The organism is Ochrobactrum teleogrylli, from assembly GCF_006376685.1.
In the GTDB taxonomy this organism is placed as follows: Bacteria; Pseudomonadota; Alphaproteobacteria; order Rhizobiales; family Rhizobiaceae; genus Brucella; species Brucella teleogrylli.
Map to the genome: position 1 here is coordinate 1 of NZ_VEWL01000011.1, position 23064 is coordinate 23064.

Sequence of the window (23064 nt, forward strand, 5' to 3'; positions counted from 1 at the left end):
CGCCACCCGGCAGATGCCCGCACTGTCAGAAGCTGCTGGCACACGCCCGAGAATCTAAACTGCCAAAGTAGTGCTAGGCTCCAGACTCAATTGATCCACCATGTGACGATGGCTGCGATGTATCATGTCGCGGCGAAGTTAATCATAAGCTTGTCATATCGTGTCGCGACACGTCTCCAATCCTTGAGACGGCAGAAGGTGCGTTCGATGATATTTCGCCGTCGGTAGGCGATCGGGTCGAACGGCTTGATCCGCTTTCGGGTTGGATTGTTGGGAATGACCGGTTGCGTGCCACGCGTTGCAAGGAAGTCTCGCAAAGCGTCGCTGTCGTAAGCCGTGTCAGCCGCACAGAGGCGTGTCCAAGGTAAAGGCTCGAGCAGTGGAATGGCAACAGGGGCATCTCCGCGTTGCCCAGGCGTTATTCGCAACGCGACTGGACGGCCGCAACCATCGACAACAGCATGGATTTTTGTCGATCTGCCGCCTCGCGAGCGACCGATTGCTTCGGCATCGGCCCCCCTTTTCCGCCAGCAGCAGAGCGGTGTGCTTTTGCGGTGGTGCTGTCGATCATATGGATGTCCCGATCGGTCGATTGCACCAAGGCTTCAAACAACCGACGCCATATTCCTTTGGCTGACCAGCGATGGAAGCGGTTGTAGACGGTTGTTGGAGGTCCGTAGCAGGCTGGACAATCCTGCCATCGGCAACCCCGATCGCAGAACGTGGATAATCCCACTGATCACCCGGCGATCGTCGGTGCGATGAGCGCCAGGCTGGTTGGTCGGAAGCAATGGAGCAATCACCGCCCACTGCTGGTCATCAAGCCAGAATTCTCCTGCCATGGTCCAAAACTCCTGCTGTAAAAGGCAGTGAATCACGCCAGGCCAATATGATCAACACTCTGATTGGGTTTTGACCCTAGGGCATGTCGCTGTTAACCGGATTCGGGATTCCCGTTTGGCTTGATCTGTGGTTCACTTGTCTCATGGAAGGAGATGCACCATGGGCAAGCCGCATCCGATTGAGTTGCGTGAGCGTGTCGTTGCGTTTGTGAATGAGGGCAATAGTCACCGGGAAGCCGCTCGGCATTTCCGTGTTTCGCCTCGGTTCGTCAACAACATGATGATCCTGCATCGGTCATCCGGCTGTCTGGCCGCCGCCAGGCAGGGCCACCCGCCTGGTAGTGTGAAGCTTTTGGCTCATGGTGATTGGGTCCGCGAGCAGATGTCCGCCCGTGGCGAAACGACTTTGGACGAACTGTGCGTTGCGCTCGCGGAGCGCGGTATTGAAGTCCACCGCGCCACGGTCGGGCGATTTCTACACCGACTTGGGCTGAGTAATAAAAAAAAGCCTCAAGGCAAGCGAGCAGCGTAGACCAGAGATCGCCAAGGCGCGTGATCTTTGGATCAATCGCCGAAAGCGGTTCTTCAACAAGGCCTTGTCGCGTCTCATCTTTATCGATGAGACTTCCACGAATACGCGCCTGACAAAACGCACCGGATGGTCTACCAAAGGCAGGCGCTTTGCCGCCTATGCGCCCTTCGGAAAATGGAAGACACAGACCTTCATTGCCGGACTGCGCTGCCATGGCCTGACCGCGCCATGGATCGTCGATGCACCGATGAACAGCCGCATCTTCGAAACCTGGATCGAGACACAGCTTGTGCCGACACTGTCAGCCGGTGATATAGTCATCCTCGACAATGTCGGCTTCCACAAAAGCCAGAAGGATGAGCAACTGGTCAAGGCAAAGGGCGCTTGGTTTCTCTTCCTGCCGCCCTATTCGCCGGACCTGAACCCAATCGAAATGGCTTTCTCTAAACTCAAGGCACTTCTGAGAAAGCGAGCAGCACGCAGCTTCGACGCCATCTCAAAAGCACTTGGCGATATCATCAGTCTCTTCTCCATCAATCAATGCCAGAACTTCTTTAAGGCTGCTGGGTATGAGGCCGAATAAATGCGACGCGTTTTAGCCAGATGACAAATTTTCGAGCCCAGCCTATGCGCTCTGATATGAAAACCACCAGAGCGCATCAGGTACTGACCTGCTTAATTGTTACCGATCGGTGCGTCGGCGGAAATGACGCCTTTGTCCTTCAGGCGAGCCCAGAAGGTGGCGGGAATTTCCTGCTCGAACCAATCGACATTTGCCTTCATCTGCTCGCCATTGCGGGCACCCGAAACAACCGTGACCACAGCTGGATGCAGTGTCGGGAAGGCTAACGCCGCGGCTTGCATGGTAACACCCTCGGATTCGCATGCCGCCTGGATTGCATCGACACGCGTCAGAAGATCGGTCGGCGCCTCGGCGTAGTTGAACTTCCGATTGCCCGCCAGAAGGCCGGAATTGAAAGCACCGGCCACGACGATACCAACGCCGTCGCGGTGGCAACGGTCGAGAAGTGCAAGGCTGTCCTGCTCCAGCAAGGTGTAGCGGCCAGCAAGCATCGAAACGTCGATGTCGAATTCCTGCATCGTGTCGGAAACGACCTGCCATTCGTTGACGCCCAGACCAACGGCCTTTACCAAGCCCGCAGAACGCAGTTCTCCAAGCGCCTTGAACCCGCCGCCCTTGGTCAGCTGGTCCCAATAGTGCTGATGACGATCGCCGTGGGTGGCGCGTCCAATATCGTGAATATACAGCACGTCAGGAGCAAACACGCCAATGCGCTGGCGGCTTGCTTCGAAGGAACGCATGATTGCATCGTAGCTGTAATCATAATTCGGTCGGAAAGGCAGCGGCTCGACGTAAGCGTCTTCTTCCGGCCCGACCGTCTCATCCGGCACCATGATGCGCCCAACCTTGGTGCTAAGCACATACTCGTCGCGCTTGTGCTCCGTCACCATCGTGCCAAGGCGGCGCTCTGAACGCGTATAGCCATAAAAAGGCGCCGTATCGAAATAACGGATACCAGCATTCCAAGCTGCATCGAAAGCACTCAGAGATTCCTGATAATTCGTCACCCGATAGAGATTGCCCATCTGGGCGCAGCCAAGACCCATAAGCGTGAACGAGACTTCACGATTGCGCAATTTGCGTCTGTCTGAAACCTTCATGATGTGCTGAATTCCCAATCTGACCGAAAAAGAGCGCGCGGATATGCTCCGCGCGCTGGCTTTGACTTAGTAAAGAACGTTCTTCGCTTCCGGCTTGTCGACATTGTCCTTTGTGACAACAACGACGCCAGTATCAATCGTCTTTTCGACCTTTTCCTTGTTGAGCAGCTTTAGCAGCGTTGCAACGCCGATATCACCCATCTGGTAGGAACCCTGGACAACGGTTGCCGCCAGCGTACCGTCCTTGACGAATTCCTGCAAATCCTGGTTTCCGTCGAAACCGATTGCAGTAACCTTGCCCGCCTTGCCGGCCTGCTTGATCGCCCGGCCCATACCGATTGCGGTCGGCTCGTTTGCGCCAAAAATACCCTTCAGGTCACTGTTGGCAGCAAGAACATCGGTCGTCTGGTTAAGCGCGGTAGCCATCTGCGACTGCGAATAGTATGGGCCGACGATTTCCAGCTTCGAATTGGCCTTGATGTAGTCGGTAAAGCCGCCCACACGGCCGATTTCCGATCCGGCGCCAGCAACATAGGACATGACGGCTATCTTGCCCGTCGTTCCGACCTTATCGATCAGAGCCTTCGCGGCGAGTTCGCCAGCCTTCTTATTATCCGTCGCCAAGAAGGACTGATAGTATTTCTCGGCACCGCTGGCGAGCTGGCTGTCGATGATGACAACCGGGATACGCGCTTCCCAAGCCTTCTTCACGGCTGGTACGAGCGCATCGGGATCAGACGGTGCAAGGAGAATGGCGTCGACTTTGCGGTTGACGGCATTTTCGACCATGTTGACCTGGTCAGCAATAGCGGATTCCGATGCTGGTCCCTGAAACGTCATTGTGTGCTCGCCCTTTGCCTCGGCAATGGCGGCATCGGCGCCCTTCTGAACGTTCTGCCAGAAGGTCGAATTGACCGTTTTGACGATAACCGCAATTTCACCGGCTGAAGCAGTGGACAAACCGCCGAAGACCATGACCGAAGCGAGAAGCGCAGTTTTAAATTTACCCATAATTTCCTCCAACTAACCGAACCCGACCGGAGTTCGAAACGGGGGAAGGCCCTACCCTTCCCGTCCTCCTCTTCAGCGACGATTGCGCAATTGGTCGATCCAGACGGTGACCAGAATGACAAGGCCGATGATGATCTGCTGCGTGAAGGCGGAGACGCCATTCATGTTCAAACCGTTACGCAAAATGCCGATGACGAATGCGCCGATGAAGGTTCCGGAGATCGTACCGACCCCGCCGATCAATGATGTCCCGCCAATGACTGCGCTGGCGATGGCGTCAAGTTCGTACATGACGCCTTCATTCGGCTGCGCGGTGACAAGTCGCGACATCAGCACACAACCGGTCAGCCCGGCCAATGTGCCGGAAATCAGGTAGGTGTAGATCGTGATCCGGGAGACGTTGACGCCCGACAGACGCGCTGCAACGGCGTTGGAACCGATGGCATAAATATGACGGCCAAACACGGTCCGATTGAGAACAAACGCGGCAATGATGGCGATCACAATCATCAGGACAACGGGATACGGGATGCCCGGAAAAGTGACGACCGGGAACCCCTGTTCATCGATCGACTCCATCCGAAACAGCGAACCGTTACCCAGAACACCGAAGCTTTCTCCCAGTCCCGACACGGCGCGGGCGCCAGTGATCTGCAAGGCAACGCCACGGGCAATCAACATCATGCCGAGCGTGGCGATAAAAGGAGGCAGCCGCAACTTGGTGACAGCGAGACCGTTGATCAGGCCGCAAAGCGACCCGGTCAAAATGCCGAGCAGCATCGAAATCCAGATGGGAAGCTGCAGTTCCTTGACGGCAAGTGCAGCGACAACGCCAGCGAGCGCGAGCACCGAGCCAACGGAAAGATCGATACCACCCGTAATGATCACATAGGTCGCACCAATACCGAGCAAAGCAATCGACGTGACCTGAAGCGCAATTGTCATGCCATTGCCGACGGAGAAAAAGGCGCTGCTCGTCGCGGAGAAGATTGCAGCAAGCACGACAAGACTGCCAAGTGCTGCAAATTTCTGGATGATATCCTTCTGCCGCTCGCTAAGGCGTCGTCCCTTATCTGCCGAAACTTGGCCCTGCTCTACCGGTTTACCGTTGGTTACTTCCGTCATGCTGATTATCCTTATTCGCCGCGTCGACCACTGCCGGACGCGTAATGCATGATCTCTTCCTGATTGGTGTCGCGTGTTTTGAGAGTCGCAGCGATACGCCCGCCATGGAAGACAACGATGCGATCAGACATCCCAAGCACTTCCGGCAATTCGGAACTTATCAAAACGACAGCGATACCGCGCGCCGCAAGCTCATCCATGATCTGATAGATCGCAAATTTCGCTCCAACGTCGATGCCACGTGTCGGCTCGTCGAAAAACATGACCCGCGGCTCACGAAACAGCCATTTGCCAATGATGATTTTCTGCTGATTGCCACCCGACAAAAGACGAACCGGCTGATGGAGGCTCGGTGTCTTGATGCTCAGGAGATCGACATAATGCTGGCTCGCATCCCGCTCTTGCTTGCGGTCGATGACACCGAGACTGTTACTAACCGCCTGCATGCGTGCCATGACCAGATTGGCATCGACAGGCATCGCGATGGCCAAACCTTGAGCTTTCCGATCTTCAGACAGGTAAGCGATGCCCGCATCGATACCACTGCGTGGATCTGTGATTTTCAATTCACTGCCGTCGAGCATGATCGTGCCCGCATCAAGCGGATCGGCGCCGAAAATTGCGCGCGCCACTTCGGTTCGCCCTGCACCCATCAACCCTGCAAAGCCGAGAATCTCGCCACGACGAATATCAAAGCTGATATCCTCAAAAACATCGCGTCTTGTGAGGCCTTTTACGGAGAATATGACTTCATCAGCAGGCTGACGGGTCGGCTCCGGAAACTTGTCCTCCAGCGAGCGCCCAACCATGCGCGCAACGATTTCATCGACGGTGAGGTCGGCAAAATCGTCCGTTGAAACATATCGCCCATCGCGCAAAACCGTAACGCGATCAACGATTTCCTTCATCTCATCCAGCCGGTGAGAAATATAAATAATGCCGGTGCCCTGGCTTTTCAGGTCACGGATCACCTTGAAGAGAAGCTGCGCTTCCTGTTCCGTCAAAGACGAGGTGGGTTCGTCCATAATCAGCACATTCGCGTCGAGCGAAAGCGCTTTCGCGATTTCGACCATCTGACACTGGGCAACCGACAGCGTCCGCACCTGCACGTTTGGATCGATATTAACCCCAAGCCGATCCAGACAGCGCTTGGCATCTGCGACCAACTTCTTTCGATCGACCAGAAAGCCCCGCCGGGGTTCACGTGCGAGATAGATGTTCTCCGCGACGCTCAGATGCGGTACGAGGTTGAGTTCCTGATGGATGATAGCGATGCCAGCTGCTTCCGACTCCAGCGTCGAAGCGAACTGAACCGGCGCTCCCTTATAGGTGATCGAACCTGAATTTGGCTGATATACGCCGCTGATGATTTTCATCAGCGTCGATTTGCCAGCGCCATTTTCTCCGCAGACAGCGTGAACCTCTCCGGCGCGCAGATCGAAGCTAACGCCCGATAGAGCCTTTACGCCCGGAAATTCTTTCGACACATGTTCGAGCGTGAGCAGCACGCGAGCCATTTCAGATGGCTTCTTTGCAGAATGACCTCTCATCGCGCTCCTCCTCCTGGTGCTCTGAAAAAAGTTGTCATTTGATAGGGGGAAAAGAGAAATCTGGTCAAGCCACTTTATTGAAATTTCTTGAGAGTAGCGGCAAAATCAGGAAAATAGCACATGAACCTGTCCGTTATTAACAAATTTGGTCTTACCGCATGCTTGAAACGAGACGTGTCTATCAACAGATCGCCGACCAGATCCGCGGACTTATCGACGCCGGCTCACTCACGGCGGGATCAAGGCTACCGGCTGAGCGGGAACTTGCGCAGCAATTGGGAATCTCACGCCCGTCACTTCGCGAAGCGCTTATCGCGCTCGAAATCGAGGGGGTCATCGACATTCGATCAGGATCAGGCATCTATGTCCTGAATCCCGCCGGTTCGGAGCTGAACGAGCAATCGTTGGGTGAAAGCCCTGCTGAATTGATGCAGGCGCGCGTTTTGATAGAATGTGGCTTGATCGCGCAATGTGCGGCACGCATCAGCGAGCCGGCATTGTCAGAACTGGAGAATATCCTTGAAGCGATGTTGCGGGATATCGATATCAATCGAAAGCCTTTGGAACATGATCGAAGGTTTCACATCAGCCTTGCATCGGCAGTGGGAAACAGCGTTCTGACCAATCTGGTGATCAAGCTCTTCGATGAGAGACACAGCCCAATCTCCGAACGCATGCAAAGGCATACGGAGACGCCGAATACCTGGCGGTTGGCGGTTGAAGAACATCGCGCGATTTTGACTGCCCTCAGGGCAAAAGACCCGTTTGCAGCGCAAGCCGCCATGCATGCCCATCTTGCGGCATCCGAACGCCGGTGGGTCGAAGATTAACGGCGCGCAACATTGAACAATTCTGCTGACCAGGCAGCGCGCGAGCGACAGGATTGCCCTCGCGCCGATAGATTTCACGCAGAAGCCGCCACCAGCAAGGCCGCGTTCAGCCGTTGACTACCGCTTAGCAGAAATCCGACCGCTGTTTTTGCGCGCGGCCGTGCATTATTTGCTGCCCGCACGCACGGCTAACGGACGGCTTATCGACCCGGTCGCCCGCTTCCACCTTGGCAATGACGCCCGACTGGAGCGCCTGAATTATATGGAGATGTTTCCGCCAAAACTATGCCAGAATCCCATGGGTTGATGGTCAACTATCTTTATAAGCTTGATGAAATCGAGCGCAATCATGAAGCCTATGCCGAAAGAGGAGAGGTCGGCGCCTCTGCGAACATCCATAAATCACCATCGGTTCAGCCTCCTCTAAAAGCAACCAAAAATTCCTTGGGAACAACATATGCCTAATCACCTGTTTGACGCTATTCGCAGCGCAATTTCCACCACCGACGCGACCTTCATAGAAACACAAGCGGGAAAGATCTGGACATATGGGGATATGCTGGCGCTATCCGCACGTCTTGCCAATGTGTTGGTCGAGCGCGGCGTTAAACCCGGCGACCGTATCGCCGTTCAGGTTGAAAAAAGCGCTGAAGCTTTAATGCTTTATCTGGCCTGCTTGCGGTGCGGCGCCGTCTATCTGCCGCTAAACACCGGCTATACGGTCGCCGAACTTGATTACTTTTTTAACGACGCCAAGCCAGCCGTTGTGGTCGTCTCACCGCAGAATGCGGAAAAGCTTGCCGAAACGGTCCGCGCCTGCGGCGCAGTTCTTGAAACGCTGGACGAAACGGGCGGCGGCTCTTTGGTGGACCGCGCAGAAGATGCCGAGCCACAATTTAGCGATGTCGATCGCGGACCGGACGATCTTGCCGCCATTCTTTACACGTCAGGCACGACTGGGCGCTCAAAGGGCGCGATGCTCAGTCATGGCAATCTGCTCTCCAACGCATTGACGCTGCGCGATAGCTGGCACTTTACCTCGGCAGACCGGCTCATCCACGCGTTGCCGATTTTTCACACGCACGGCCTGTTTGTTGCAAGCAACGTAACCTTGATCTCCGGCGCATCGATGTTTCTGTTGCCAAAATTCGACCCGGACCAAATCGTCGTTCGCCTACCCAAAGCAACCGTGTTGATGGGGGTTCCGACGTTCTATGTGCGCTTGTCGCAGGATGCGCGCATAAATCGTGAAAGCACCGCACGTATGCGGCTCTTCATCTCGGGGTCCGCTCCTCTTCTGAACGAGACCCACCAGACTTTTTTCGAAAATACAGGGCATGCCATTCTGGAACGCTATGGCATGACGGAAACCAACATGAACACCTCCAATCCATATCGCGGAGATCGAGTAGCAGGAACCGTGGGCCTTCCCCTGCCCGGTGTGAATATTCGCGTGGTAGACATGGAAAGTGGCACGGCACTCCCGGACGGAGAGACCGGGATGCTGGAGGTCAAAGGGCCGAATGTATTCAAAGGCTATTGGAATATGCCGGAAAAGACCAAGGCGGAATTCCGAGACGATGGCTTCTTCATCACAGGCGATCTCGGTCTTATCGATGAGAGGGGATATATTCACATTGTGGGTCGAGGCAAGGACCTCGTGATATCGGGTGGCTATAATATCTATCCAAAAGAAATCGAGAGCGAAATCGATCTGTTGGATGGCGTGTTTGAGAGCGCAGTTATTGGCCTGCCACATAAGGATTTTGGCGAAGCCACCACAGCTGTTGTTGTTAAAAAACCTGGCTCTTCGTTAGAGGAAAACCAAGTGCTGGCGGCTTTGAGCGAACGACTGGCGCGCTACAAACTGCCGAAACGAATTCTGTTTGTAGACGAGCTGCCTCGAAACACTATGGGTAAGGTGCAAAAGAATATCCTGCGGGAGCGCTACCGCCAGCTCTACGAATAAGCGCGCGCCTTCTCGCGGCGCTAAGAGCCTGATTCAAAAAAGCGGCATGTGTGTGCAAAAATGTGATTTTCGAGTACCGGAGCGGAGCGTACTCAAGGTACGTGAGCACTGGAACGCAGAAAATTGCCATTTGCAGCTACACAGGGCGACTTTTGGAACAGGCTCTAAGGTCGAACGTTTTCAACATAGCAAATCCGTTCTTGTTTGATTGACGACAAGAACAGAAAGGATTTTGCGCGCGGGGGCGTTCATCCAAAGCTTCGGGCATGCTCCTGGTAGAGGCCTTCGCCTCACTTACAGGAAGCTGCATAGTGAAATACCTGGGCAGGCGCGATGCACTCCGGGGGGGCTTCCCCGATCAACGCGTTAAAGATAGTCTGAATCCAAGACAGGCTACTTATTATATAAAAACGATTGCTGTTATTTTTTAAATGTAGTTATACTGTAATTATCCATAGCAGAATGGAGGGTCACAGATGTATGCATTTGCTTCTGTATCGAAAGCCGCAATCCTTCTGGCAGCGTTATCTACGTTTTTTTTCTCCATTGACGCGAACGCGCGTCCTATTCCCAGAAGCGTCGTTGTCGGTACGGAGTTGAACAACGGGCGATCTTTGACTTGCAGAGAAGCTACCCGGCGTCTTGCAATGCGTGGCCTTACCAATGTCCGGGAAATCGATTGCCGGAGACCAAACTACGTTATCCGGGGCGTGCGTAATCAACAGGCCTTGCGGGTTGAGGTTCGGGCGCGTGATGGACGCGTTGTGCGCGTTGATCGGTGGCACAGACCCCACCGCAGATAGTATTTTCGTCGCCTGCCCCAGATTCAAAAGCAGAATTTGGATCTCTGAAATTAAGCATGGTGGGTTAATTAGCCGTGGGTTTTGGCCCGTCGCTCATCGCTTTCGTTTTCTGACTTTGTCTTGCTTAACTTGCAATTATTTCTGACGCTTACTGCTTCAGATGGAGGATATCATGAACCGATATATGTTCAGCTTGTTGGTTGTTACCGCTGTCAGCTTGGGAACGAGCGCTTGTACGTCGTCTGAACAGAGAACTGCCGGATATGGTGTCGGCGGCGCTGCAGTCGGTGGGCTCGCCGGTGCTGCGATTGGCGGCAATACGCGCGGAGCGCTCACCGGCGCTGCAATCGGTGCTGCGGCCGGAACCTTGGTTGGTGTCGCCCAGACCCGAAACGGCGTTCAATATTGTCGCTATCGCGATCAGCACGGTCGCGTCTTTGAAGCGCCTTGTCGATGAGGCTTGCATCAATAGCGAGTTGAGAACGTCTCGATGAAGGCTTGGGAGGGAAAACATGTTTCGATCCATTGCCGCTATCCTTGCATTGCTAGCCTTAACCATCGTGGGTTCTATTGCCGAGCCGGCTCCTGCATTCAGCCAGAACCAATCCGCTCTGGTCGGCACCAGAATAAATAACGGCCACAGAATCCGCTGTTCGGAGGGCGCCAGACTGTTGAGAATACGGGGCTTCCGAAATGTTCGCGCAATAGACTGCAGGGGAAGTCATTTCCTCTATCGTGGAGATCGTTTCAGACGAACTTACGATGTAACGGTGCGCGCGCGTGATGGACGCATAACCAACGTCCGCACTGTGAGATGGCGTCGCTGATAACACGGTTATAGCCGGGGATGCTCTTTGAATTACTTCGTGAAGAGAAGGGCTTACGCATGGAAGTTCACGAATTAAGCCATCTGGAGCGCAAAGCAATCGAACAGAAGAAATGGAAGGGGTTTCTTGGCATTGGCGTCCTCCTGTTAGCTGGAGGCGCGCTCTGTCTGTTTCTACCGGTCTTTTCGGAATTTGCGGCAAGCACCGTCTTCGGTGTGGTCCTTATGGCAATTGGTCTCTTGAAGATCATCCAGTCGCTTAGGGTAAAAAGCTGGGCGGGATTTGTCTGGCAAGAATTGACGGGTGTGGTGGAACTGGTCGGCGGAATTATGATCTATCTCAATCCACTCAAAGGCGCGCTTGCGATAACACTGTTGATCGCGATTGTGGTTTTTGTGCATGGATTTCTGCAGATTGCCTTGTCGTTCAAAATCCATCCCACAAAAGGCTGGTACTGGTTCGCGGTCTCCGGGTTCATCGCCTGGATAGCCAGCGCCGCACTCTTCCTGAAATGGCCTTTGACGCGTGAACTCGCATCGGGATCAATCGCTGGAATTGCCCTGCTGATTGCCGGTTTTGCCTATGTCGCAATAGCTCTGAGTACTCGAAATGCATGAATGACAGGTCATTGCATGACCGCAGGGAGGACCCGACATTGATTAAGACCCTCGGTTATTACTCCGCGAATGTCGCCCTTTCCGGGTTGCTTTTGCTGTCTTTCATGCCTCCTGCCGCCGCCCAGCAAAGCACAACAACCCAGCCCGCGCCATCGGTGGTCGTCAGAAAGGCGGGCTCGGCGCCTTCCACGGCCCCGCTCCAATTCAATGGACAAGTCGAAGCAATAGAAGCCGTTGACATTCAGGCCCGGATTACGGGTTTTCTCAAAGTGAAGAGCTTTGAACAGGGAAGCGCAGTCAAGACAGGCGATCTCCTCTTTGAGATCGAACCAGACCAAATGCGGGCGGCGGTGACTTCAGCAGAAGCGCAGGTCGCTCGCGCACAGGCGGCCCAAAATGCTGCCCGACAGACCCTGACGCGAACACGCACACTGGCGAACCGGAACACCGCTTCACAAGCCTCTCTGGATGATGCTCAGGCAGCGTTCGATATCGCTTCCGCAGACGTTCAAAGCGCAGAGGCTGCGCTGAATACAGCCCGACTGAACCTTTCTTACACGCAGATCCGTTCACCGATCAACGGCACAATCGGCCGGTCTTTGTTTACGGTTGGAAATCTGGTCGGCCCCAGCGCCGGGTCCCTGGCGCGTATTGTTCAGCTCGATCCTGTCCGCGTTGTTTTTTCCATTACCGATCGAACGCTCATCGCCATTCGCCAGAAAGAGGCGCGAGGTGGAACCGTTGATCTGAACAGATTCCAACTAACGCTTACCCTCGCCAACGGCAAGCAGTATGGCTCCAAAGGTAACATCCAGTTCATCGACAACGAGGTCAATCCGCAAACGGGCACAATTGCTGTACGCGCGCTGTTTGCAAACCCGGACCATATTCTGGTTCCGGGCCAGACCGTCGCTGTCAGCCTGCTGGATGAAACGGCAAAAACATTGCCGATTGTTCCAATGGCGTCTGTTCTGCAGGACCGCGAGGGCAAGTTCGTCTTTGTGTTGAACGACAATAACACTGTCACTCGGCGGCAGATTGTGACCGGCATACGCATCGGCAACGATTGGTCCGTCAAAGACGGGATCAGGGCGGGAGAAACGATAGTCATCGAAGGCTTGCAAAGAATTGCGGATGGGCAGTCCGTATCACCTCAGGAATCGTCACCGGATGAACCGGGGGCCGCTCAATGATTTCGGAAACCTTCATCCGACGAACGCGCCTCGCAATCGTTATCTCGCTTCTCATCTCCATTGCTGGCGCCATCGCCGTTTTCTCACTGCCCATCCAGCAATATCCGCAGATCACCCCTCCAACAGTTTCTGTTTCGGCGATGTATCCCGGCGCGAGTGCGGAAGTGATTGCCGACGTTGTGGGCGGTCCGCTGGAAACAGCCATCAATGGCGTGGATGATATGATGTATATGTCATCCACGAGCTCGAATGCCGGTCAATATTCATTATCAGTCACCTTTGAAGTGGGAACTGATCCGGAGCTTGCGCAGATCAATGTGCAAAACCGTGCGCAACTGGCAATCTCGCGATTGCCTGCCGCTGTCGCACAACAGGGCGTTTCTGTTCGATCACGCTCACCCGATTTTGTGCTGGGCATCGCTTTCTATTCTCCCGATGACAGTTTGAGCGCGCTTGAGATCACCAACTTCACCACGACGACCATTGTCGACGCGATTTCACGCGTGGCAGGTGTCGGTGAGGCTAGTGTCACCGGCGCGTCTGAATATTCGATGCGAGTCTGGCTCAATCCTCAAAGAATGGATGCGCTCGGGATAACCATTGATGAGGTTTCCGCGGCAATCCAACGTCAGAATATCCAGGCTACCCTCGGGCAGTCTGGTGCGCCGCCCATGCGGGTTGGAACGGAACTGCAATATACGCTGGTCGCACAGGGGAGGTTGCGAGATGCCGACGAATTTGGAGCTATCGTCATTCGCACCGGCGCCGACGGAGCCAAGGTATTTCTCCGCGACATAGCCCGTCTTGAACTTGGTGCACGCAATTATGCTTCAAGAGCCAGTTTTGCTGGTCATGAATCGGCGATGCTGCAGATTAATCAGTCGCCCGGTGCCAATGCGATACAGACTGCGACAGCCGTTCAGGCCGAACTGAAGCGGCTCTCCGCCAGATTTCCGGCAGGTCTGCAATATCACGTGGTTTATGACGCAACGCGGTTTGTGGACGCTAGCTTGCAATTGACGACGCGCACATTGTTTGAAGCCTTTGCAATCGTGCTCGCGGTGACATTTATCTTCCTGCAAGACTGGCGCGCGACACTGATCTCGGCCCTTGCCATACCGGTTTCCATGCTTGGTGCGGTCGCGGTTCTATTGGCGGTAGGCTATTCGTTGAATATGATTTCGTTGCTGGCCTTGGTTCTCGCTATCGGGCTTGTCGTCGATGACGCTATTCTCGTCGTGGAAAACGTCAAACACGTTCTGCACGACACGCCCGACATCACCGTTGTCGATGCGACGCGCAAGGCGATGTCTCAGATCACCGGACCGATAATCTCAACGACGCTCGTGCTTCTCGCCGTGGTCACACCCACAGCGTTTCTCGCGGGTATTGGCGGACAGCTCTACCGCCAGTTCGCAGTGACAATCTCATCGGCGCTGGTCATTTCGTCGTTCGTTGGCCTCACGCTAAGTCCGGCATTGGCGGCGTTGCTGCTCAAGCGCGGGCAAAGCGGTTTCAAGAGAGGACCACTGGCGTGGTTTACTAACATCATGGAACGAAGCCGTGATGCTTACGGCAGGGGCGTGGGCATTCTCGTCAAATATTGGTATGTGCCGCTTGCAGCCATTGTGGCCTGCTTTGCCGGTGCCTATCTCATTTTTGTCAATCTACCCGCCACTTTCCTGCCGGACGAGGATCAGGGAGCTTTATTCGTTGATATCCAGTTGCCAAGTGCGGCTTCGCTCGACCGCACCAATCGCATCGTTGAGAATGTCAGAAAGGTGCTAAACGAGACCGCCGGGGTTCAGGATGTGATCACGGTTGCGGGCTTCAGTATTCTGCAATCGACGAGCACGCCCAATGGCGCCATGGCCGTTGCCGCATTGCTGCCCTGGGAAGACCGGGAAAAAGAAGAGCTGGGGCTTAATAATATTATCGGCACTCTCCGGTCTCAATTCTCCCAGATTCCCGGCGCTATTGTCTCAGTTTTTGCGCCACCGGCGATAGCCGGTATCGGGTCCGTTGGCGGGCTCGATTTCCGCCTCCAGGCATTGCAAGGACAGTCTACGGAGGAAATTGCACAGGTTACAAATGCATTGCTTGGCTACTTTAACCAGAACGGCGAGATCGGCGGGGCGGCGACGACTTTCAATGCGAATGTACCGCAAATCTATGTCGACGTTGACCGTTCCCGTGCGGAAGCGCTGGGGCTCAGTGTGTCTGATATTTACGCGGTGATCGGCGCCAATTTTGGCTCACGCTATGTCAATGACTTTACGCTTAATGGGCGCGTCTTTCAGGTGAATCTGCAAGCGGATTCCGATTTTCGCGCGCATAGCGAAGACATTTTGAAGCTCCACGTGAGAAACCGAAACGGAACAATGGTCCCGTTGAGCAGTGTCGTGTCCTTGACCACCGTTCTGGCCCCTTTCGTCATTACGCGTTATAACCTTTCGGTCTCAGCACAGGTCAATGCGGTTCCGGCTCCCGGTGCGAGCAGTGGCCAGGCGATGGCGGCAATGGAGACTGTGGCATCCCAAAAACTACCTGATGGCTATGGTTATGAGTGGTCGGGCCTATCCTTTCAGGAAAGCAGAAGCAGCGGTCAGGAAGGCATCGTCTTTGCCCTTGCCTTTCTTTTTGCCTATCTCTTTCTGGTTGCTCAGTATGAAAGTTGGGCCTTGCCTGCGGTGGTGATTGTTTCATTGGGCGCAGCGTTGCTTGGAGCAGTCGCAGCCCTGAAAATCTTCGGGCTGCAAAATAGCCTCTATGTGCAGATTGCGATGGTGTTGTTGATCGGCCTTGCCGCCAAGAATGCAATTCTGATTGTGGAATTTGCAAAAGAAAAGCGGGAAGCAGGTCTGTCGGCGAGTGAAGCGGCACGGACGGGAGCTGAGCAACGCTTCCGTGCCGTGATGATGACAGCTGTATCTTTCATTCTGGGCATCATCCCTTTGATCGTTTCTTCCGGCGCGGGTGCGGGCGCTCGTCAGGCCGTGGGTGTGACAATCTTTGGAGGGATGGTCGCAGCAACGACGATTGGTCTGTTACTCACACCGGGTTTGTATTTCATTGTGCAACGAATAACCGAGCGTTTAGGAAACCGCCGTGATCAATGACGGAACTGTATCGCAAGCGTCACGGCGCAGCAGTTGTTTTCATTCCGGCAAGCATACGGTGAAAAGCTCGATCATCGCCATGAGGAGGTTGAACCCATGAACTCTGTAAAACAGCGCTTTCATCAGTTGGCACTCTTATTGAGCCTTTTCTTGTTAGGCTCTGGCAGCGTTTCATACGCTCAGTTTCTGGATTCCGTCAAAGCCGGTAATGGAATAACCGCCAGTGTTGTAAGCAGAACTCCCATCGGAACTCGCGTTGTGCTCACCGGTTCGATCAAGGGCAATATGAGAAGAGCTCATTATATTTTTCAAGATCACACTGGAACGACAAGAGTCCGCATCGAACGAGAAATTTGGCGAGGCAGAAAAATAGGTCGAAAAGATCAAATCGAAATCCGAGGACGTGTCGATAACGATGTGAGAGGAAGGTTCATAGACGTCTACTATTTTAAAATACTCAAGTAGAATTAGAGAACTTAGACCCGTCAAATTTTTAAGAATTCGATATAAGCATTATTTTCTTGATATATTCCGTCTAAAGTAGTTTCATTCAAGAATTCCGAATGCATTCTCTCCAACATCGGCTGAGGGGTCAGATAGCATGGGGTTGCTTGGAATACTGCTGGGACTAGCGCTACTCATGTGGTTTGCCTATCGCGGCTGGAGTGTGCTTCTGCTTTCTCCTGTAGCTGCTCTTCTCGCCGCGCTCATTTCGGGGGAGCCTCTTCTGGCAAACTGGACATCGACCTTCATGGGCGGGACGGCCAGTTTCGTGGGACGGTGGTTTCCACTTTTTCTCCTGGGTGGTATTTTTGGAAAGCTGATGGACGATAGCGGCTCCATCACCTCGATTGCACGATATCTGACGGAAAAACTCGGCGTAAAACGCACGATGCTATCCGTCGTGCTGGCATCGGCAGTCGTCACCTATGGGGGCGTCAGCGTATTCGTTGCCTTCTTCGTTCTCGTGCCCATGGCGCGGGAGATGTTCAAGGCAGCCAATATACCAGCCCGTCTGATGCCTGCGGCCATTGGGCTTGGTGCCTTTACCTTCACCATGTCGGCAATGCCGGGCACGCCTTCCACAAACAATGCCATTCCGATGCCCTATTTCGAAACCACGACCTTTGCAGCGCCGGGACTGGGGATCATTGCATCCATCATAACACTAGTGTTCGGCATGTGGTGGCTGCAACGCGCGGAAGCCAAGGCGCGGGCTGCAGGTGAAAATTATGTCGATGACACCGGCGAACTGGAGATTACGGAAAAGGTCAGAGAACAATCGACGCTTTCAGGTGATTTCGACCCCGCAGAACTCGAACACGGCGCACGAGCCGACCACCAGCCGCCTTTTTTCTTCGCGGTCCTGCCCCTGCTTGTCGTCATCGTCGTCAATTTCCTGATGGCGCTCATCATCCTGCCCCGTATTGATTTCTCATTTCTGGAGCAGGAGCCTTGGGGGATCGATGTCGGATCATCAATAGGTTTGTGGGCGGTGCTTATTGCACTAGCGGCCGCCATTTTGACCCTGATAGCGGTCAATTTTCGCCGCCTTCGGGCGATCCGCGAAAGCCTCGACGCAGGCGCAAACTCCTCTGTTCTGCCCATTCTCACCATAGCGAGCCTCGTCGGGTTCGGTGCAGTTGTGGCAGCGATGCCTGCTTTTTCCGTGGTTCGCGATGCGGTGCTTGAGGTGCCGGGCGGTCCGCTTGTCTCTCTGGTTGTCGCCATGAATGCGCTGGCAGCCCTCACCGGAACAGCATCCGGCGGCATGGCCATCGCACTCAATGCGCTGGGCGACGAATATATGCGATTGGCGATCCAGTACGGGATCAATCCTGATCTCATGCACCGTTTGACGGTCATCAGCGCTGGTACACTGGATGCGCTGCCGCACAATGGTACGGTGCTTCTGCTCCTTCAGATCAGCAAACAAACCCATGCATCAAGCTATTTTGACATGGTCATGACTGTGATTGTCGGCGTGATTATCTCGCTCGCGGCGGTTTTCGTGCTGGGTTCAATGTTTGGCTCCTTCTGAGCATGGCCATTGTTGTTGAAAGGAAGTTGAAATGAAAAGGACATCTCTCCTGATTGCCGTCCTGCTCTCCTTGATGGCGAGCCCCGCATTCGCACATCTCAACCTAGCCGAGCATGGTTCTTTCGCCGCTGGGTTTTCTCACCCTCTTTCGGGCGCCGACCACATCCTTGCAATGGTTGCCGTTGGCCTTTGGGCTTCGATGCTCGGTGGGCGCGCGCTTGTCGTCGTTCCGCTAAGCTTTGTCGGCGTCATGCTGCTGGGATTTATGGCGGCACTCAGTGGGATAACTCTTCCCTATGTCGAACCAGTCATCCTTACATCGGTAATTGTGCTTGGCCTCATTGTCGCCATGGCGTTCCACGCATCGACCCTGACTGCAGCGCTCGTCGTCGGCTTCTTCGCATTCTTTCATGGCTATGCCCATGGTGGGGAAATCGGCAGCGCGGCGTTTCTTTCCTATGGTGTTGGGTTTGCGCTAGCGACGGCATTGCTCCACGCAGCAGGTATTGGTGCGGGCCTTGCAGCAGGCCGCATCCTGCAAGGTCGGACGGGGCAGATGATAATGCGGGCGGCGGGCGGCTTTGCCGCGCTCAGCGGGCTTTACCTGATGGCCGGATGATGTGAGCCGCATCTTGCTGGATCATTCGAAGAGACACGCTGAAGTTGATGGTAATAATGCCGGGCCGGAACCGGGCTTGCCCGTGCACTCTCCGGCTCTGCCTATGCTGCATCTCATGCGACTTGTCAGTCCCAGCCAGCCTGTTGGCGCTTTTTCCTATTCGCGTGGTCTTGAATGGGCCGTGCATGCGGGAACAGTTACGAACGAGGAAAGTTGTGCCGGATGGGTGTTCGGCCTTCTGGAACACAGCTACGCTGCGCTTGACGGGGCGATTTTCTGGCGAATGTTTTCGGCACTGACGCGAAGCGACGATGCCGAATTCTGCCGCTTGAACGACTGGCTCGGGGCAAGTCGAGAAAGCAGCGAACTCGAGCTTGAGGATCGCCGCATGGGCGAAAGCTTGCTTACGCTGCTGTCGGAACTTGGTGTCGAGCGGGCGCGCAACTTCGCTTCGGAACAACGGGCAACCTACCCCGCAGCCTTCGCCATCGCGGCGCTTAACTGGAATATAGAGCCGGTCGATGCACTGCGCGGCCTTATGTGGAGCGTGGTGGAAAGCCAGGTCATGGCGGCAATCCGGCTCGTTCCGCTCGGCCACACGGCAGGCCAGAAGATGCTTATTGCTGGAGCAGAGAAGATCGAGCGGGCCGTCGAGAAAGCATGCACGCTCGAAGACGACAAAATCGGCAATACAGCGCCCGCACTGGCTATGGCCAGTGCCTGGCATGAGACGCAATACAGCCGACTATTCCGGTCGTAAGCGTTGCGTTTCGCGATATCGCTCGAGATTTTCCTCTGCCGAACTTGCATCAGCCGGAGGGACGGGCACCAATGCCTTGAAAGCATACTGACCGATCAGCATGACCCAAGTGACGAGGACGAATGTCGAAGTCAGCACCGGCATTCCAATCGGTTTCAGGAAGATGGCTACCGAAGCCCAAAGCCATGTGGCCACGACAGCGCCGAAGATCGCGTAAAGAAAACTGCTCCAGCTGAAAACAAGGAAGAAGCCGCCAAGCGCAATTGCCGTTAACGCGGCATTGTAACCGAAAAGCCCATCGCGAATGGCCCCTTCCGGTCCGCCGAATGCGGCAGCTATCAAAGCTCCGGTTATAGCTCCCAAAAGGCCCATCAGGGCGCTTATCCGGGAATGGATCGCGATAGCAGCAAGGATAATGTAGCCTGTGATCCAATTATCCTGAAAGAATATCTGTCCGATGGCGGTGCCGATCCCCATATACCAGGTTGGGAGTACATAAGGGACAGCGTAGGAAAACTGTTCCGGTGACACCGGTTTCGCCATTGGCCCCGCATCGATGGCATCAAATTTGAGAATTGCGTACAGAAACAGCCAACCGACAAGCACGAATGGCATTGTTAGAGGCGCAACCTTGTGCGGGCCCAGAAGCGCTCCGATACTCGCGAAAGCCATTGTGGAAAAAGCTGCGCCAAAGATGAGATAGATCGTCATGGCCGGTGACGGCAGCGCGCCGCTGCGAAAATCGGCACTGGTAAATGCGATCAGCGCAAGCGCGACCAAAGCTCCATTGAATCCGAACAGGCCATCACGAATAAGCCCCCTGTCGGCCTTCAGTATGATTGCCGTCAGTGTGCTGGCGACCACACCCACCACACAAATAAGGGCATAAATCCAGGAATTGACCAGAATGGCGAACAAAATGACCAGCCCGGAAAGCGGGTTGTTCTGGAACACCACTTGTCCGATACCGCGCAGCGTCCAATCGATAAACCCCAGAGAAGGATGATCCCGCATCGCATTGAACTGCATATTTTGTTCCTTCATGTACCGGTAAACATCCCCGTTTCTAAAGAATGAGGAAATGCTCTATCGCTTTGGTTTCGCTAACCCCCGTCAGTCGCTTAAAACAGGAAATAGCGTTGCGCCATCGGCAGAACATCGGCTGGTTCACAGGTGATCAATTCGCCATCCACCCGCACCTGATAGGTTTGCGGATCGACCTCCAATTTGGGCGTAAGACCGTTGTGGATCATGTCCTTCTTGCGGACCGTTCTAATCCCTTTGACCGCAACCAATTGCTTGCTGAGTTTCAGCTTTTCGCCGATACCATCATCAAGCGCTGATTTGGAAACAAATGTGACGCCTGTGGAGCCAAGCGCCCGCCCCAACACACCATACATTGGACGGTAATGGACCGGTTGGGGCGTCGAGATCGATGCGTTGGGATCGCCCATCGGCGCAATCGCAATCATACCGCCGATCATCACAAGGCTGGGTTTCACGCCGAAGAATTCCGGCTTCCACAATACAAGATCAGCCCGCTTTCCAACTTCGACAGACCCAATCTCATGAGCGAATCCATGCGTAATCGCCGGGTTAATCGTATACTTCGCGACGTACCGCTTGGCGCGGAAATTATCGTTCCGGCCGCTATCCTGACTCAGGGGGCCGCGCTGCACCTTCATTTTATGGGCGGTTTGCCAACAGCGAAGCGTTGTCTCTCCAATGCGACCCATGGCTTGAGAATCCGATGACATCATCGAAAACACACCCAGATCATGGAGTATGTCTTCTGCTGCAATCGTTTCGCGCCGAATGCGGGATTCCGCAAATGCCACATCCTCCGGAATTTTCGGGCTGAGATGGTGGCAGACCATCAGCATATCGAGGTGCTCATCGACCGTATTGATGGTGTAGGGACGGGTCGGATTGGTGGAGGACGGCAGAATATTTTCTTCGCCCGCCGCCGTAATGATGTCGGGAGCATGCCCGCCGCCGGCACCTTCCGTATGGAAACTGTGAATGGTCCTGCCTTTCATGGCAGCAAAAGTATCCTTGACGAACCCGCTCTCGTTCAGCGTGTCTGTATGAATGGCCACCTGAATATCTTCTTCGTCGGCGACGTTAAGACAATTATCGATGGCGGCAGGGGTGGTTCCCCAATCCTCGTGCAGCTTTAGGCCAACAGCACCGGCCCTGATCTGTTCACGCAGAGGTTCAGGCTTGCTTGCATTGCCTTTGCCCAACAAACCCACGTTGATCGGAAGCGCTTCTACAGCCTCCAGCATACGATGGATAGCCCATGGACCAGGCGTAACCGTCGTTGCAAGCGTACCAACCGTTGGTCCCGTTCCACCGCCAACCAAAGTGGTGGTGCCGCTGGCCAGCGCTTCTTCCGCCTGCTGTGGCGCAATGAAGTGAATATGCGTATCGATGCCGCCTGCAGTGAGGATCTTGCCCTCGCCCGCAATTACGTCGGTTGCAGGTCCAACGATGATGTCGACACCGGGTTGGATATCGGGATTACCTGCCTTACCGATCCCCGAGATACGACCATTCTTGATACCTACATCGGCTTTGATGATGCCCCAATAGTCGAGAATAATGACATTGGTGATCACCAAATCGGCGGTTTCGGCTGAAGGCCGCTGGCCCTGCCCCATGCCATCGCGAATAACCTTGCCGCCGCCGAAGGTTACTTCCTCGCCATAGATACAACGGTCATCCTCGACCTCGATGATGAGTTCGGTATCTGCCAGACGCACACGGTCGCCCTTTGTCGGGCCATAGAGTTCGGCATAGGCCTGCCTTGATATCCTCCCCATCTGTCCCTCCTAAAGTTTCCCGTTGATTTTTGCGTTGAAGCCATAGACTTCCCGGTCGCCATCAAGCGCAACCAGTTCGACTTCACGATCCTGTCCCGGCTCAAACCGCACGGCAGTCCCCGCGGGAATATTGAGCCTGAAACCTCTCGTTCGCTCCCTATCAAAGACGAGCGCCTCATTGGTCTCATAGAAATGATAATGCGAGCCAACCTGTATCGGCCTGTCGCCGGTGTTCTCGACAGCAATGGTGCAGGTTTCGCGACCGTCGTTGAGGTCGATCGACCCGTCTTCGATGAAATATTCACCCGGTATCATGATCGTCTCCTGAAGCGCGTACCGAAAAGCGCCAAGCGTTTTCGGTACAAGATGCGGGCAGAACCAAAAGCAAGAGCAATTTCGGTCATTCAGAAACGCACTAAGGAATCGGGTTGTGAACGGTCACAAGTTTGGTGCCGTCTGGAAAAGTGGCTTCCACCTGAATGTCGTGGATCATTTCAGGCACGCCCTCCATCACCTCATCCCGGCTGAGAAGCGTGGCCCCGTAGGACATGAGTTCCGCGACCGTTTTACCGTCGCGGGCACCCTCCAGAATTTCAGCGGAGATGTAAGCCACAACCTCTGGATAGTTCAGTTTCAACCCTCTGGCTCGGCGTCGCTCCGCAACCAATGCTGCAGTGAAAATCAGAAGTTTGTCCTTTTCACGTGGCAATAGTTCCAT

21 protein-coding genes and 3 pseudogenes are annotated in these 23064 nt (G+C 54.6%); 13 read left to right on the top strand and 11 right to left on the bottom strand.

Annotation, left to right across the window (positions count from 1 at the left end; translation table 11 throughout):
* Positions 1-122 precede the first annotated feature (122 nt).
* From FIC94_RS22820 to FIC94_RS22895, 3 genes and pseudogenes are all read right to left on the bottom strand, one after another.
* Complete coding sequence (locus tag FIC94_RS22820) at positions 123-593, bottom strand: IS5 family transposase (protein WP_371830927.1); 471 nt, start codon at positions 591-593, stop codon at positions 123-125.
* A gap of 56 nt (positions 594-649) precedes the next feature.
* Positions 650-736: pseudogene (locus FIC94_RS22890) on the bottom strand (IS5/IS1182 family transposase); the annotation flags it as partial.
* Positions 714-842: pseudogene (locus FIC94_RS22895) on the bottom strand (transposase); the annotation flags it as partial. The pseudogenes FIC94_RS22890 and FIC94_RS22895, both read right to left, overlap by 23 nt.
* A 160-nt stretch (positions 843-1002) precedes the next feature.
* Here FIC94_RS22895 and FIC94_RS22665 point away from each other — a divergent pair.
* Together FIC94_RS22665 and FIC94_RS22670 are read left to right on the top strand one after the other, a co-directional pair.
* On the top strand, positions 1003-1374 hold the full coding sequence (locus FIC94_RS22665; protein WP_011982874.1) for a winged helix-turn-helix domain-containing protein: 372 nt from the start codon (positions 1003-1005) through the stop codon (positions 1372-1374).
* A 31-nt stretch (positions 1375-1405) separates the two neighbouring features.
* Positions 1406-1957: an IS630 family transposase gene (locus tag FIC94_RS22670; RefSeq protein WP_328592144.1), complete on the top strand. Its 552-nt coding sequence runs from the start codon at positions 1406-1408 to the stop codon at positions 1955-1957.
* A 92-nt stretch (positions 1958-2049) separates the two neighbouring features.
* Here FIC94_RS22670 and FIC94_RS16300 read toward each other — a convergent pair whose 3' ends face one another.
* From FIC94_RS16300 to FIC94_RS16315, 4 genes are all read right to left on the bottom strand, one after another.
* The gene (locus tag FIC94_RS16300; protein ID WP_140025557.1) at positions 2050-3057 is read right to left on the bottom strand and encodes an aldo/keto reductase; all 1008 of its coding nucleotides are present in this window, start codon (positions 3055-3057) and stop codon (positions 2050-2052) included.
* Positions 3058-3123: 66 nt separating this feature from the next.
* Positions 3124-4068 carry an ABC transporter substrate-binding protein gene (locus FIC94_RS16305; protein WP_109366111.1) on the bottom strand — a complete coding sequence of 315 codons (945 nt, stop codon included), beginning with the start codon at positions 4066-4068 and terminating at the stop codon, positions 3124-3126.
* A gap of 72 nt (positions 4069-4140) precedes the next feature.
* On the bottom strand, positions 4141-5193 hold the full coding sequence (locus tag FIC94_RS16310) for an ABC transporter permease (RefSeq protein WP_109366112.1): 1053 nt from the start codon (positions 5191-5193) through the stop codon (positions 4141-4143).
* Positions 5194-5204: 11 nt separating this feature from the next.
* Complete coding sequence (locus FIC94_RS16315) at positions 5205-6743, bottom strand: sugar ABC transporter ATP-binding protein (RefSeq protein ID WP_235892031.1); 1539 nt, start codon at positions 6741-6743, stop codon at positions 5205-5207.
* Positions 6744-6901: 158 nt separating this feature from the next.
* Between FIC94_RS16315 and FIC94_RS16320 the strand changes: the two genes are divergently transcribed.
* The 11 genes and pseudogenes from FIC94_RS16320 to FIC94_RS16375 all read left to right on the top strand — a co-directional run bounded on the left by FIC94_RS16320 (position 6902) and on the right by FIC94_RS16375 (position 19521).
* A complete protein-coding gene (locus tag FIC94_RS16320; protein ID WP_140025558.1) occupies positions 6902-7573 on the top strand; it encodes a FadR/GntR family transcriptional regulator in 672 nt (223 codons plus the stop codon).
* Positions 7574-7703: 130 nt separating this feature from the next.
* Positions 7704-8038 (top strand): annotated as a pseudogene (locus FIC94_RS16325) (malonyl-CoA decarboxylase domain-containing protein); the annotation flags it as partial.
* A complete protein-coding gene (locus tag FIC94_RS16330) occupies positions 8031-9542 on the top strand; it encodes a malonate--CoA ligase (protein ID WP_140025559.1) in 1512 nt (503 codons plus the stop codon). The pseudogene FIC94_RS16325 and the gene FIC94_RS16330, both read left to right, overlap by 8 nt.
* A gap of 975 nt (positions 9543-10517) precedes the next feature.
* The gene (locus FIC94_RS16335; protein WP_124915387.1) at positions 10518-10802 is read left to right on the top strand and encodes a YMGG-like glycine zipper-containing protein; all 285 of its coding nucleotides are present in this window, start codon (positions 10518-10520) and stop codon (positions 10800-10802) included.
* Between the two features lie 429 nt (positions 10803-11231).
* Entirely contained in the window at positions 11232-11789 is a 558-nt protein-coding gene (locus FIC94_RS16345; protein WP_140025561.1) for an HdeD family acid-resistance protein, read from the top strand.
* 38 nt (positions 11790-11827) lie between these two features.
* Positions 11828-12982, top strand: a complete 1155-nt coding sequence (locus tag FIC94_RS16350; protein WP_235892032.1) for an efflux RND transporter periplasmic adaptor subunit — start codon at positions 11828-11830, stop codon at positions 12980-12982.
* Positions 12979-16101, top strand: a complete 3123-nt coding sequence (locus FIC94_RS16355) for an efflux RND transporter permease subunit (protein ID WP_140025562.1) — start codon at positions 12979-12981, stop codon at positions 16099-16101. Before FIC94_RS16350 ends, FIC94_RS16355 begins: the two co-directional genes overlap by 4 nt.
* Positions 16102-16197: 96 nt before the next feature.
* Entirely contained in the window at positions 16198-16566 is a 369-nt protein-coding gene (locus tag FIC94_RS16360; RefSeq protein WP_140025563.1) for a YgiW/YdeI family stress tolerance OB fold protein, read from the top strand.
* 136 nt (positions 16567-16702) lie between these two features.
* Positions 16703-18142, top strand: coding sequence for a GntP family permease (locus tag FIC94_RS16365; protein ID WP_140025564.1), 1440 nt, complete (start codon positions 16703-16705; stop codon positions 18140-18142).
* A 31-nt stretch (positions 18143-18173) separates the two neighbouring features.
* Entirely contained in the window at positions 18174-18761 is a 588-nt protein-coding gene (locus FIC94_RS16370) for a HupE/UreJ family protein (RefSeq protein ID WP_140025565.1), read from the top strand.
* Between the two features lies 1 nt (position 18762).
* A complete protein-coding gene (locus FIC94_RS16375) occupies positions 18763-19521 on the top strand; it encodes an urease accessory protein UreF (protein WP_140025566.1) in 759 nt (252 codons plus the stop codon).
* On the opposite strand, the gene FIC94_RS16380 is transcribed toward FIC94_RS16375, so the two are convergent.
* From FIC94_RS16380 to ureA, 4 genes are all read right to left on the bottom strand, one after another.
* Positions 19507-20550 (bottom strand): urea transporter, encoded by a 1044-nt coding sequence (locus FIC94_RS16380; protein ID WP_140025567.1) that lies wholly within the window; start codon positions 20548-20550, stop codon positions 19507-19509. The genes FIC94_RS16375 and FIC94_RS16380 overlap by 15 nt on opposite strands.
* Positions 20551-20642: 92 nt before the next feature.
* A complete protein-coding gene (ureC, locus tag FIC94_RS16385; RefSeq protein WP_140025568.1) occupies positions 20643-22346 on the bottom strand; it encodes an urease subunit alpha in 1704 nt (567 codons plus the stop codon).
* 9 nt (positions 22347-22355) lie between these two features.
* Positions 22356-22661, bottom strand: a complete 306-nt coding sequence (locus FIC94_RS16390; protein ID WP_109366127.1) for an urease subunit beta — start codon at positions 22659-22661, stop codon at positions 22356-22358.
* A gap of 100 nt (positions 22662-22761) precedes the next feature.
* Positions 22762-23064, bottom strand: a complete 303-nt coding sequence (gene ureA / locus FIC94_RS16395; protein WP_109366128.1) for an urease subunit gamma — start codon at positions 23062-23064, stop codon at positions 22762-22764.